This is a genomic window from uncultured Shewanella sp., from assembly GCF_947491715.1.
Lineage (GTDB): Bacteria > Pseudomonadota > Gammaproteobacteria > Enterobacterales > Shewanellaceae > Shewanella.
Map to the genome: position 1 here is coordinate 143,099 of NZ_CANLKR010000003.1, position 13,624 is coordinate 156,722.

At 42.2% G+C, this 13,624-nt stretch carries 13 protein-coding genes; 2 read left to right on the forward strand and 11 right to left on the reverse strand.

Annotated elements, in window-relative coordinates; all coding sequences use genetic code 11:
- Positions 1-499: 499 nt before the first annotated feature.
- Entirely contained in the window at positions 500-913 is a 414-nt protein-coding gene (locus Q0779_RS04905; protein WP_298770103.1) for a Coq4 family protein, read from the reverse strand.
- A gap of 14 nt (positions 914-927) precedes the next feature.
- A complete protein-coding gene (locus Q0779_RS04910; RefSeq protein WP_298770104.1) occupies positions 928-1,152 on the reverse strand; it encodes a hypothetical protein in 225 nt (74 codons plus the stop codon).
- Between the two features lie 261 nt (positions 1,153-1,413).
- Here Q0779_RS04910 and Q0779_RS04915 point away from each other — a divergent pair, with 261 nt between their 5' ends.
- On the forward strand, positions 1,414-1,599 hold the full coding sequence (locus Q0779_RS04915; RefSeq protein ID WP_298770106.1) for a hypothetical protein: 186 nt from the start codon (positions 1,414-1,416) through the stop codon (positions 1,597-1,599).
- A gap of 262 nt (positions 1,600-1,861) precedes the next feature.
- Here Q0779_RS04915 and hisIE read toward each other — a convergent pair whose 3' ends face one another.
- The 8 genes from hisIE to hisG all read right to left on the reverse strand — a co-directional run bounded on the left by hisIE (position 1,862) and on the right by hisG (position 9,539).
- Positions 1,862-2,488 carry a bifunctional phosphoribosyl-AMP cyclohydrolase/phosphoribosyl-ATP diphosphatase HisIE gene (hisIE, locus tag Q0779_RS04920; RefSeq protein WP_298770108.1) on the reverse strand — a complete coding sequence of 209 codons (627 nt, stop codon included), beginning with the start codon at positions 2,486-2,488 and terminating at the stop codon, positions 1,862-1,864.
- Between the two features lie 99 nt (positions 2,489-2,587).
- On the reverse strand, positions 2,588-3,361 hold the full coding sequence (gene hisF, locus Q0779_RS04925; protein ID WP_298770110.1) for an imidazole glycerol phosphate synthase subunit HisF: 774 nt from the start codon (positions 3,359-3,361) through the stop codon (positions 2,588-2,590).
- Positions 3,355-4,110 carry a 1-(5-phosphoribosyl)-5-[(5-phosphoribosylamino)methylideneamino]imidazole-4-carboxamide isomerase gene (hisA, locus tag Q0779_RS04930; protein WP_298770112.1) on the reverse strand — a complete coding sequence of 252 codons (756 nt, stop codon included), beginning with the start codon at positions 4,108-4,110 and terminating at the stop codon, positions 3,355-3,357. The genes hisF and hisA overlap by 7 nt, the downstream gene beginning before the upstream one ends.
- Positions 4,107-4,808, reverse strand: a complete 702-nt coding sequence (hisH, locus tag Q0779_RS04935; protein WP_298770115.1) for an imidazole glycerol phosphate synthase subunit HisH — start codon at positions 4,806-4,808, stop codon at positions 4,107-4,109. Before hisH ends, hisA begins: the two co-directional genes overlap by 4 nt.
- Complete coding sequence (hisB, locus tag Q0779_RS04940) at positions 4,805-5,872, reverse strand: bifunctional histidinol-phosphatase/imidazoleglycerol-phosphate dehydratase HisB (protein ID WP_298770117.1); 1,068 nt, start codon at positions 5,870-5,872, stop codon at positions 4,805-4,807. Before hisB ends, hisH begins: the two co-directional genes overlap by 4 nt.
- Positions 5,873-5,915: 43 nt before the next feature.
- A complete protein-coding gene (gene hisC, locus Q0779_RS04945; protein ID WP_298770120.1) occupies positions 5,916-6,998 on the reverse strand; it encodes a histidinol-phosphate transaminase in 1,083 nt (360 codons plus the stop codon).
- A 335-nt stretch (positions 6,999-7,333) separates the two neighbouring features.
- Entirely contained in the window at positions 7,334-8,635 is a 1,302-nt protein-coding gene (hisD, locus tag Q0779_RS04950) for a histidinol dehydrogenase (protein ID WP_298770123.1), read from the reverse strand.
- Positions 8,636-8,639: 4 nt separating this feature from the next.
- Complete coding sequence (gene hisG, locus Q0779_RS04955) at positions 8,640-9,539, reverse strand: ATP phosphoribosyltransferase (RefSeq protein WP_298770125.1); 900 nt, start codon at positions 9,537-9,539, stop codon at positions 8,640-8,642.
- A gap of 567 nt (positions 9,540-10,106) precedes the next feature.
- On the opposite strand from hisG, the gene Q0779_RS04960 reads away from it, so the two are divergent.
- Positions 10,107-12,032 (forward strand): ATP-dependent DNA helicase, encoded by a 1,926-nt coding sequence (locus tag Q0779_RS04960; protein ID WP_298770127.1) that lies wholly within the window; start codon positions 10,107-10,109, stop codon positions 12,030-12,032.
- A gap of 14 nt (positions 12,033-12,046) precedes the next feature.
- Here the strand turns inward: Q0779_RS04960 and Q0779_RS04965 are convergent, their stop codons facing one another.
- Positions 12,047-13,414: a metallophosphoesterase gene (locus Q0779_RS04965; protein WP_298770129.1), complete on the reverse strand. Its 1,368-nt coding sequence runs from the start codon at positions 13,412-13,414 to the stop codon at positions 12,047-12,049.
- Positions 13,415-13,624: the final 210 nt, after the last annotated feature.

Genomic DNA, 13,624 nt, shown 5'->3' on the forward strand with positions numbered 1-13,624 from the left:
TTTGTGATAAAAATGACTCTCAAAAGATTGAGTGACAATATGGTATTGTTTAATATCTGGTTTAATAATCTGATAGATGTAAAGGTAAGGCAGGGCTTCAGCCATCATGGTTTGTGCGCCAAAATAGAGACTATGATAGTAATTTTTATTGATGCGCTTAAGGGGAAGTTTAATGACTAGTTTGTGATGAGTGATTTTAGAAATATTGAATTTAATTTTTGCGAGCAAGGGTAGAAATAAAACAAAAATAAGTTTGAATTTAATCAGGGAAAGTAACAAGGTCCATTCGATTGGTAAGGTTTTAGCGGGCAATATAAGTACCTGAGTTGAAGTTATTCGGCATGCTGTTTTATTTTTAATTCATTTCAATATACAAATCACCAGATGGCGTATGAGTTTACGCAGCCTAAAGAGCTTAAATTAAATTTTAAAACTGTTAATTTAATATTTACTTATTAACTATAGTGTATTTGGCCAGTTATTTTTACAAATTATCGTATCAAAGTACGATATTGAGATCAGCTCTGACCGTTTCGGCTTTTTCTTCATAGAGGCTATCCCATTCGATGTGAAACACCTTCTTAGCGTCTTTGCCTATGTTGCGGCCTTTAATAAATTCATCAATGACACGACTAACACGGTGGGGATGGTTTAAGCTGCACCATATTAAGCCGGCACAGACATTGATAATAGGGCTTAAGTAATAGGGATGTTGGATAGAGCTAAAACCAGCAATACGCGCTTCTGAGGCAAATGTTGTGTCGACATCAAGCAGGACATGATAAATGTCATGGGTGACGACAAGCCTATTGATGATATAGGCATAATCATTTTTATCCTTATTATGATGTGTGAATAGTGGTGTTGTTTGTGCATGCAAGTAGAGCTGGTGACCAAAACTATCTTTGGGCAAGTGCTTTAATTTCTCTAAATCAATGTGTACAGGCGTTCTTTTTTGACAATTTGATGGCTTTTTTTATCTGATAACACATCGACTAAATGCAATTTACGGCAAACAGGATAGGAATGCGCTAATTTATACAAGAGCAAAGTAGCGTACTTATTTTGCACTGAAATAAAGATATAATACATCAATGCAATTTGACTGATTTTTCGTTTGAACAGCACCTTAGTTTTTTTGATTAATCGCATGTTTACTCCTGTCATACCGTTAATCATTGAGATATCAATTTCTTGTTATAGTTAATACCTACACTTTTTAATCTACTACTTGTCATATCATTCAATTAATAGCATTAGCTCACTCATATTATAGAGAGTTGGAATATAGTTTTAGTGTTAAAAAAGTATAGCAAAAGGACTAACATAAACCAGATTATCGACCTATTGGTCTTAGTAGTATGAGATTTCGTCTATGATCATAACAGGCGTGTTTCAAAAGGGATCTTGATTATGTCTTTTTCACAATCAGTGATTTATTTTTTATTGGGCTCAATATCGGTCGGTTACATGTCTCTGAGTTTTGCTCATGAGTCCCAACAACCGCTTGCGACCGCATCGACCTTATCAATTGATGAACAAGCTGTTAGTCAGGGTATCACTACCATGTTAATTTACCTGCTAAAAATCAGATCTTAGGTTGCCTCAAAGGACAGCAAGGCTGTGCGCTGGATCAAAAAAAACTGAAGAATAAGCAAGGGGATATTATGTGCGATGCCAGTCAAAGGTCTTTGAGGCCGCCAATGGAGCCCAAAGGTTAGTCTTGTTTTTGTATTACAGGTAGTGCAAGCGCAGTAAATATCAGCTCAATTGATAACACTTGAGCTGATATTGTTTATCTAACCTGAATTAGGGATAATGAGTCTCAGCAAGTCATTAAATTTAACTTTAAATTACATCGTTATTTATCGGTTTGTGTCGCTTTGTTGTGGCGTTGCATTAGGTTTTGCGTGATATCACTTAAGCTTAATTCTTGATCTTCAAGTAATACCAGTAAATGATAAAGAAGATCTGAGGCTTCATCAATCAGCTCTGGTTTATCATGAGTCGCTGCGGCGAGCGCCGTTTCTAAGCCTTCTTCACCGACTTTTTGTGCAATGCGTTTAGTGCCACGTTCAAATAAATAAGCCGTGTAGCTGCTGTTAGGATCTTGACCTTTACGCGAAGCAACAAGCTGAGATAAATTGTCAATAAAGCTGTGGCTTTCGCCGTCTTTCCAGCAGCTTTCAGTGCCTAAATGGCAGGTGGGTCCATTGGGTAAGACTTGCACTAATAAGCTGTCATTATCACAATCAGTGTCAATGCTCACCAGCTCAAGTGTATTATTAGAGCTTTCTCCTTTTGTCCAAAGCCTTTGTTTACTGCGACTGAAAAAAGTGACTTGCCGAGTGCTAAGGGTTTTTTCTAAGGCGGCTTTATTCATGTAACCTAGCATCAGGACTTTACCACTTAAGTGGTTTTGAACGACAGCAGGAATGAGGCCATCTTGTTTATTCCAATCAAGTTGTGTGATAAGCGTGTCTGTCATAATGTTATCCTATGCCCCATTGAATTGAAGGTGTTTTGGGGAACCTATTCGTGTTTGTTTTGATAAAAATATGTATTGACTCATGGCATTAAGGATAGGTTAGCGCCTGATGGCAATACCTTCTTTTTGCAAATACGTCTTTAGCGCTTGAATATCGATAATGGCTTTATGAAATACACTGGCAGCGAGGGCGGCATCGACATTGGCTTCAGTAAACACATCTTTAAAATGGGCCATTGTGCCCGCACCACCAGAAGCAATAAGGGGCACATCACAGAGGCGGCGGATCATTGATAATTGCTTGAGATCATAGCCCTGTCTGACACCATCTTGATTCATCACATTTAGCACAATTTCACCGCAGCCTTGCTTTTGCACTTCTTCTACCCAGTCTTGGGTATACCATTGGGTGTCTTTAGTGGCAGCTTCATCCCCCGTAAACTGCTTCACTTTATAGCTTTGACTCTCTTTATCAAAATAAGAGTCGATACCAATGACAATACATTGGCGGCCAAATTCATTTTGCAGCCTTGCGATAAGGGAGGGATCGCTTAATGCGGGGGAGTTGACGGATATTTTATCTGCTCCATAGGCCAGTAATTGCCGAGCTTGTTCAAGGCTTTTTATACCGCCTGCAACACAAAATGGAATATCAATTTGTTCTGCAACACGGCTGACCCAAGATTTATCAATGATCCTGTCATGAGCGCTGGCGGTAATATCGTAAAATACCAATTCATCAGCCCCTTCTGCGGCATAACGGGCCGAAAGCGGAACAATATCTCCCACAATTTCGTGGTTACGAAACTGCACGCCTTTAACGACTTTTCCTTCTTTAACATCTAAACAGGGGACAATACGTTTTGCTAGCATGACATTCCCTCTTTTGCATTGGGCCAACAATTGATGGCTTCTGTTACATCAAAGGCTTCAATGAGTAAGGCTTTACCAATAATAATTCCGCAGGCGCCGCTGTCTCTCACTGCAGCGACATCATTGAGGGTGGCAATACCGCCAGATGCTTGCCATTGGATATGGGGATAACGCTGCGCAATATCGGTATACAGGGCAGTATTGGCACCGGTTAAGGTGCCGTCTTTACTGATGTCGGTCACGAGCGCATGTTTTAGCCCAAAGGGAGAAAATTGGTCCACAAGCGACTCTAATGTTTTGCCCCCGCCGGATTGCCAGCCTGATACCGCGACGATTTTTTCGCCTTGTTCATTAATATTGACATCGAGGGCTAAACAAATGGCATCGGCGCCGTATTTTTTTAACCAAGATTGGACCAATTCTGGTTGGCTAACAGCAAGAGAACCTATCACGACTCGGCTTACCCCTAAGTCAAGTAACTCGGCAACTTGAGCTTCACTGCGAATGCCGCCGCCCACTTGTATTTGAGTGTGAAGGCCATCAACGAGGGTTTTAATTAATGCGGTTTGTCGTTTATTGGGATCTTTGGCGCCGGTTAAATCAACGATATGCAACAAATTCGCCCCTTGCGCTTGATAAGATTGTAATTGCTCTAATGGACTTAAGTTAAAGGTGGTCTGCTGCGCATAATCCCCTTGATAGAGGCGCACAACTTGTCCGTCAATAAGATCAATAGCGGGAATAATCATGTGTTGGCCTCATTTGAGTTGAAAAATGTGAATGCTGAAAGATCCGTATTGCTGTCCATATTGAGAAAGTTGCTGAGGATCTTAGCGCCAATGAGTGCACTTTTTTCTGGATGAAATTGCACTCCCATGAAGTTGCCTTTGGCGATGGCCGCACTAAAAGTCTCACCATATTGGCATTGGGCGATACTATAGTCGCTGAGCGGGGCGCGGTAACTGTGAACAAAATAAACGTAACTGCCGGCATCGATATCCGCAAATAAAGGATGCGATGACGGTGTGATTTGATTCCAGCCCATGTGGGGTAGCGGCGCCCCTTGACTGTCTAATTCGGTGATGTGTGTTGGAATAAGATCTAAACAGTCACATTGTTGTGCTTGACTGCCGCCTTCGCTTGAAAGGGTGGTGAGCATTTGCATGCCAAGACACACACCCAATACAGGTTGAGTGAGGGCTTTTATCACCTCAATAAGCTGTTTTTGTTCAAGGGAAGCCATAGCGGCGCCTGCACTGCCCACACCCGGTAATACGACGCGTGTGGCCGATTTGATGAGGGTCGGATCGTCAGTCACGATAATGTCAGTTCGGTCTTGATGATTGAGTCGTTCAAAAGCAAAACGCACAGAGCTGAGGTTCGCACAACCTGTATCAATAATGACAGTGGTATCGACAGGCTGAGTTTGAGAAGCGGCTAAGTTCATAACACACCTTTGCTTGAAGGTAATGCGTCACTTTCAATGGTGACGGCTTGACGTAATGTACGGCCAAAGACTTTGAATAAACTTTCGACTTTATGATGGTCATTATCGCCGATGGTCGATAAATGTAATGTGCAGCGCAGGCCATCGGAGAGTGAACGAAAGAAATGAGGCACCATTTCGGTAGCCATACTGCCCACCATTTCACGGTCAAATTCGCCGTCAAATTTAATAAAAGGGCGACCTGATAAGTCTAATAAACACTGGGCTTGTGCTTCATCCATGGGAATACTAAAGCCAAAACGGGCAATACCGCGTTTGTCGCCTAAGGCTTGACGCAGTGCGTCACCGATGGCTAGTGCCGTGTCTTCCACGCTGTGATGATCGTCTATTTCAAGATCGCCATCGACCTCCACATCCATTTTAAACTGACCATGGGTTGAGATTTGATCTAACATATGGTCAAAAAAGCCGATCCCTGTGTCTATTTTACCTTTTTGATTGGTATCAAGATCCACAGTCACGCGAATGTCGGTTTCTTTTGTAGTACGCACGACCGTTGCCACTCGATGACGGCTAAGCAGTTGATCGCAAATTTTGTTCCAATTACGGGTTTTAGGGTGATATTGTATGCCTTGAATACCCATGGCATCGGCTAATCCTAAATCGGTTTCTCTATCACCAATCACGGCAGATTGAGTAAAGTCAATTTTTCCTTGTGTTAAGTAGTCTTTCACTAAGCCCAATTTAGGTTTGCGGCAGCTGCAATTCTCATCATCAAAATGGGGGCAAATGAGGACATCATCAAATTGAATTCCCTGACTTTGCAGTATTTGCATCATCATGTTTTGCGGTGCATCAAAGTCATCTTTAGGAAAAGACGGCGTGCCTAATCCGTCTTGGTTACTCACCATGACGAGACGAAAACCGGCTTTTTGAAGTTTTAACAGTGCAGGAATGACATTAGGCTCAAACACTAATTTGGCTAAGCTATCCACTTGTTTATCGGTAACGGGCTCTTCAATTATGGTGCCATCTCTATCAATAAAAAGGATTTTTTGTTTCATGTGAGTACTTACCTTTAATATAAATCTTTATTGTAAATGTAAATTAGGACTCTGCTGATTGAGGAGCAGTGTACTTGAGTTCGTTGAAAAAGTGGATGATGCGATTGGTTTGCTCTTCATTGGTAAAGCTAAAACGGATCGCGCTGGCCAATCGAGGATCGCTATAACATCTAGCGACTATGCCAGTCGACTTTAGCCTTTGCACGACGAAACCAATGTTGCTAAATTCGGCCAGCACATAGTTGCCATATGCGGGCAAAGTGTTGGCACCATATTGCTCGATTGCTTGGGTTAAGCGTTGACCTTGATGTTTGAGGGCATCCACTTGCTGTTGCATCAGAATTAATGAGAGCGGCTTTAAGGCCTGAGTCGCAATTTGATTGACTGGCTCTGCAATGGGGTAGGGGGCTATTACTCGCATCACCATGTCAATGATGTTCTTATTGGCGAGCAAAAAACCGCAGCGGGCACCTGCAAGGGCAAACGCTTTAGACAAGGTCCGCAGTACCACTAGATTTGGGTATGCATCGATTAAATCGCTAACGCTAAATTCAGGACAAAACTCAATGTAGGCTTCGTCGACGACCACAAGTTGGTTGGGAAGGCTTTGAATGATATCAATGAGCCTTGCTTTTCCAATAATCGTGCCTGTTGGATTATTGGGATTACAGATAAACACCAGTTTAGCACCCGTGACTTGGGCAATATAATCTTGAGGTAAATTATAATCCTGAGTTAAAGATAATGCTTTTACGCCAACATTAAAGGTACATGCACTGATGGCGTACATGCCGTAAGTTGGACCAAAAATAGCGATATTGTCTTGGCTAGGAATACAAAAAGTGCGGATCAATAATTCTATGGCTTCGTCTGCACCACGACTGACGATAAGCTGTGTTGTGTCAATATTGGCATATTGGCTATAGGCTTTTAACAGCGCTGGTGGCTGACACTCTGGATAACGGTTGATATTATTAATTTCGCTGTTATTAAAAGGCGACTCATTAGCATTTATCCAAATATCACCTTGTCCGCCAATTCGACGAGCGGATTGGTAGACTTCCAGTTCCAATAGCTCTGGACGTGCAAGGCGTTGAGCCAAATTAAGCGAGTTGGATTGAGTCATTCTTTTTTGTCCCTCATTTTATACCCGTGATACTTGAAGATGCATGTTTTCAGAGCCTGTAAAAGTGCCTAATTCAAGGCGTATTATTGCAGGAATGCTTAAGGTGATGCAACGCAGAAGTAGGTGATTTTACAGACTCCCAAGGGGCTGGTTTAAAAGCCTTTTATGCTGCGTTACTGAACACCAGCTTAGAATCACTAAGCACGCTGTTCAAAGCCTTGTCTAAAAGGCTTTTAATTCCAGCTGAATCCTGCATCTTCAAGTATCATGGGTATAGCCTGTTAATCGTATTGTGTATGGGTTACTTTCATTGCTAAATCGTTACTGATTAAGGGTTATAACGGATCATCAGCATTGATGTTTGCAAGTCTAATGGCTACAGCTTGTTTGTGTGCATCGAGCCGCTCAGCTGAAGCCAATGTCATTACTGTGTCACTTAAGTGAGTTAAGCCTTGAGGGCTAAGCTCTTGCACGGTGAAGCGACGACAAAAATCGCTTAACGACAGGCTGGATACTGTGCGGCTATGGCCATAAGTGGGTAAAACATGATTGGTGCCACTGGCATAATCACCTACCGATTCTGGCGTATAAGCGCCTAAAAATACCGAACCTGCGGCGCGAATATCTTTGAGGAGCGTTCGAGGCGATTGGGTTTGAATAATTAAGTGCTCAGGCCCATATTGATTAGAGACTTGTACCGCTTCGGCTAAGGTATTGACTACAATAGTGCGGCTTTGTGCTAAGGCTTGTGTGGCAATATCGACACGAGAAAGTTGTGCTAATTGTTCATTCAGCGAAATACTCACTTGGCTGGCTAAGGTCATGCTATCAGTGACGAGGATCACTTGAGAATCCGGCCCGTGTTCGGCTTGTGATAATAAATCGGCAGCCACAAACTCTGGATTGGCTTGACTATCGGCAATCACTAACACTTCTGATGGGCCCGCAGGCATATCGATACTCACAAGAGTGCGAGGATCTTGGCTAACATTACGTTTAGCTTCAGTGACGAAGCGATTTCCTGGGCCAAAGATTTTATCCACCTTAGGGACACTTTCTGTGCCAAAGGCGAGTGCCGCAATGGCTTGGGCACCACCGACTTGGTAAATCTCTTTTATGCCGCAAGCCGTTGCCGCATAAACAATCGCATCATCGATTGGAGGGGGGCTAACAAGCACGCGTTGCTGACAACCCGCGATTTTAGCGGGAAGGGCAAGCATCATGACGGTTGAAATGAGCGGAGCACTGCCGCCAGGAATATACAATCCGACTTTTTCAATGGCCTCAGAGCGAAGTTCACAGCGGATCCCATTAGAGGCGATATCAATACTCTGAAACTGCTGAGCGCTATGAAAACGACTGATATTATCCATGGCGTGTTCAATGGCCGCTTTTAAGTTGTCACTCACATTGTCAACGGCTTGTTGAATGACACTGTCATTGAGCTTAATAGTGTCTAAGGTGATACCATCAAATGCTTGGCTGTAATCACGCAAGGCTTGATCGCCTTGACTGATCACGGTATTGATGATTTGACTGACATCTTGCTCGAGCTGCTGACTTTGCGTCATGGGCGAGCGTGTGAGTGCTTGGCGTTTTTTTGTATCAGATAAAGATTGCCACGTTAGGATCTGCATACGCTTACCCCATCATTTTTTCGATTGGCATGACAAGAATGGAGCTGGCGCCCAACTGAGTTAAGGTTTCCATGGTATCCCAAAACAAATCTTCCGTGCTCACGACGTGGATAGCGACACGATTACTGTCATCATTGAGCGGTAAAATGGTAGGGTTTTCAGCTCCAGGTAGTAATGAAACGATTTCATCTAATTTTTCGGTTGGCGCGTGCAGCAAAATATATTTGCTTTCTTTGGCGCGAACGACACCATTGATGCGTGAGAGGATTTTATTAATTAAGGCTTGTTTATCGTTATCTTGTGTTTGGGTTGATTGAATTAAGCAAGCGGTAGAACGATAAATGACCTCGGTTTCGTATAAGCCGTTTGCTTCTAGTGTTGCGCCAGTAGAGACCAAATCACAAATACCGTCTGACAAGCCTGCACGAGGCGCGACTTCAACTGAGCCTTTGAGCATACAATCACGGTAGTTAATGCCTTTTTCTTGCATATAGCGGCGAAGTAAATTGGGGTAAGAGGTGGCAATGCGTAACCCTTCTAATGAGCTAGCATCTTGATAGTCAAATTCATTAGGCACGGCTAGCGATAACCGGCAGGCACCGAAATCCAGTTGCCTTAGTTTATTAAAGAGGGCCGGTTTACCCAGCATTTCCCGTTCAATTTGTTCTTCTTCAAGGACATTTTCGCCAATAAAACCAAGGTCAACCACACCGTCCATAATCAGACCTGGAATGTCATCGTCACGAACACGTAGTAAATCGATGGGCATGTTGTCAGCGTGTGCGATAAGACGTTGCTCGTTAATATTGAATTTTACGCCGCAGCTTTTCAATAACTTAAGTGACTCTTTTGATAGACGACCTGATTTTTGAATGGCGATACGTAAGCGATTTGACTCAGACATAATACGTTCCTATGAACTTGATAATTAAGTGTTAAATTAAATTTTATACAATAAAAAAATACGCTAATCGTTTTTTATTAGGGGGCTTAAAAAGAAAAAACCCCCAGAATTTCTTCTGAGGGTTTTTGAAAGTATTAATCAACCGCCAGAAGGGATCATTCCTTCGGCAGTGAGCTTCCGAAGGCTACCGCTGATGATGGTGATGATGGATAGTGCTTGGAAGCTGTGTCATGGTTAATTCTCTCATTAGTGGCTCGTTCAACGTACTAAGTCAACGAACCTAAATAGGGTCATGCTGAGGCGATTTAAAAAGAGGCGCAAGAAACAAAGTTCAAGTGCTTCGCGTCAGCGTTAATTTAAGGTAGTCACTTTTTCTGATGATTGCAACAACTAATTTTCGCTCATGAAGAAATGCGTATTTAAGCGAGTTTATTGGGCCAAAATACCTAAAAATAAGCATTTAAAATTACTGTTAAGAAACAACTTTGTTACAACCTTTGTACTTGTGATATGCCTGTAGATCAGGATAATACGTTTTTCTGTCGTTAATTGAGAGTATTTATTGTTTTGACCCGTCAACTTGCCAAGCAAAGTCTTGCCGTTTTTTCCAAAGCCGGCTTGCTTGCTCAACATATTCCAAATTATCGTGTGAGAGATGCTCAGTGCAAGATGACAGAAGCGGTAAGTGGAGCGTTAAAAGGGACTGAGCCTTTAGTGGTGGAGGCGGGAACCGGAATAGGAAAAACCTTTGCTTACTTAGTCCCTGCTTTGCTTAGTGGGCAGCAAGTGATCATTAGTACGGGAACAAAAAATTTGCAAGAGCAGCTTGTTTATCAAGATATTCCCGCTCTACTTTCCATACTGAAGTTAACCCCTAAAGTGGCTTTATTAAAAGGTCGCAGTAATTATCTCTGCCAACTAAAGTTATTTGAATTATTAAGGGATCCTCAGTTTATCCCCCCTGAGCACTTAGATGATATTTTGCGTATTCATCAATGGGCGGATAAAACGAGAGATGGTGATCTGGGTGGATTAACCGCGGTATCAGAGTTTTCACCGTCATTGGATAAAGTGCGTAGCCAAAAGGAAGGTTGCAGTGGGCAAGATTGCCAGTATTTTGATGTGTGTTTTACGCGTAAGGCTCGTTTGCGTACGTTAGATGCCAACATTATTGTGGTTAATCATCATTTATTTTTTGCTGATAAGCTATTGCAAGAGGCCACGCTTAATACCTTATTGCCTAATGCGGACGCGGTTATTTTTGATGAGGCGCATCAGTTACCAGATATGACTTTCTCGTATTTAGGCCAACAATTATCAATGAGTTATTTGACTCGACTACTTAATTTGATTGCACATATACAGCGTCAAAGTCTTGGAGATACCGCGCAGATAGCGCGTTTAGCGATGGCTTGCTCTGAAACGTTATCGGATTGGCAAAACTCAGTAAGAGAGCGTGGCGTTACTGATGGAAAGCACTTGATGTCAGATAAAGCGTTAGCTCAGTCTGCAGGCCGCTTATTAGACTCCCTTGGTGAGTTAGTTGCATTGCTCGCAAGACATGAAGAACGCAGTTATGCTTTAGATAATCAAGCGAAAAAATTTACTGTATTCGAGGGTAAATTACGTTCATTTTTTGAATGTAATCATCCTCAATTATTGTATCGTATTGATTGTTCAAAGCCTGATCTTCGCTTGATGATGACACCGAAGAACATTGCTGGAGAATGTCAAAAAATCTTTAACGGACAAACCCATTGGATATTGACTTCCGCGACCTTGCAGATGAATCAAACATTGGATGTGTTTTGTCAATCTTTAGGATTAGTTAACGCCCAACAGCTCTTATTAGAGAGTCCTTTTAATTATCAAAAACAAGCGATATTTTGCGTTCCACGCCATTTAGCCAATGTCAATAATGAAGGGCTTGCCGTCAAGCAGATGCGCGATATTTGCACTCAGGCTATTCAGGCAGCGAAAGGGCGCACGTTTATTTTATTGACTAGCCATCGAATGTTAGAAAAACTGGCACAAGCACTCTACCATTGTGTTGATTATCCTATTTTGGTGCAAGGGCAAGATAGCAAACAAGGTTTACTGAAAAAGTTTAGACAACTAGGTAATGCTGTTTTACTAGGAACAGGGGCTTTTTGGGAAGGGGTTGATGTTAAAGGTAAACGATTAAGCTGTGTCATCATTGAGCGTTTGCCTTTTGTGTCTCCTGATGACAAGGTGTTTCGTACTCGATTACAATCGATGGGTGATATCGCTCAAGATCCCTTCATGGATATTGCTTTGCCTAAAGCCATTATATCGTTAAATCAAGGTGTAGGTAGGCTTATTCGTGATGAAAAAGACAGTGGAGTATTGATATTGTGTGACAACCGCATTGTTAATCGAGATTATGGGCAGGCTTTTTTACATTCTTTACCGCCCATGACTCGTACGCGAGATTTAGATAAAGCACTTCAATTTTTATCAAAAATAAAATAGTGTGCTATTGAGTATTATTCACAAAACAGTTGCTCCTCTCCTAGTAAGCAAGCTTCGATTTCTCGGCCTTCTACATCCCGAAAACTTAAGCGCCAATCATTTTTTTCGTCACTTTCCATGATGATAAAACCGTATTGATATAAGACTTTTGATTGCTTTATGGCCATGCTATCTATTTGGATAGCTTTAGGGGTGCGAGAGATGAGCATACTTCCTCCATTACCAGCGATAACTTGGGTAGGGCGGTTTCCATCAAAGTTGAGTATTTCAGCTAGATGAATATGGCCACTAATAATTAAGTTAATGAATGTAGATAGAGAAGATGTTTTTACTGCAGTTTGTAATTCAGATGTTTGTTTAGTAAGGCGGGTGCCAGTATCACTGGCACCAAATCCCCAAAAGGGTCGATGACTTAATAGCCAGGCGGGTTTGTTATATTGGGGATTTAATGTGTCTAGTTGTTTTGAAAAAGCGGGTGCTAAAGATTTATGTTGTTTATCCTTGACACTAGCGCTGTCGATAATCCCTAATTGTAACGATGCCAAGTTAATAAACCAAGGAGGGGTGCTGAGCTGGCAGGTATCGGGTTCTGAACGCGGGGAGAGAAAGCGAAACCAGCCTATTCCTGCTTTATCACAACCCTCATGGTTACCGCGTAAAAATATAAAGGGAGCGGTTTGTAACATGGGTGCTGCGGGTGTAAACCAGTCTGCATCCCAGGTGGATTGATTATGGCCAAAGGGACTGCCACTGCATCCTGCGTTACCTTTTGGGCAAGCGACTTCGCGGTAAATATAATCACCTGTGTGAATAATGAGATCTGGATTGTATTGGGCTATGCGAGTGGCGATATGGGCAAAAGGCCAAATACTGGTATTATTACAGGCTTGATAGTGTTGCTGCCCTCCAGAGAGTCGACACCCAGTATCACCGATCAATACAATACGCTTAGGTTGAGGGATTGCAGGCGTCAGTACAATATCTTTTAAGGTAATAATATTTGCGTTATCTGGAATATGGGCACTGCATACTCGTGTTGGAAAATCTGGGGTCGGTTTTGTACGAACTTGCATGCTTAATGTGAGGCCATCGACATTGACATGGGGGCAAGGATCTTGGCTTTGAGAATCTAATCGATTGTTTGACGCCGACAATAAGGCGTTAACTTTGGAGCTGACAGTTTCATTCGTATCGGTTTGTTCTACTTCAGTATTTGATTTTAGCGTGCCAATTTGTGTAGAGATGAGTGCGCGTACTTCTAATCCTTGCTCGGTATATTGTAGCCAAGCTGAGCTGGGAATAGGATCGGCAACAGCATGAAAGGAATAAAGGTTGAAATAAAGAAATAAAGTACCAATAGTGAGAAGGGAGAAGTTTCGCATAGTAAAGGTCCTTTTATCGTATCATATTGTACTGTTAGACTTATTTTCCTCATAATGATTGATGACAAGTGTCTTCAAGAGGCTTGGGTCTATCTAAGCTTAGTGCAACAAAATGAGTTCAACAAAATAAGCTTTTAGCAGTCAATGTACATTGCACCAGTTCATCGCCTACGAGATCCCTTAAACTGACCATCCACTGATTATTTTTTA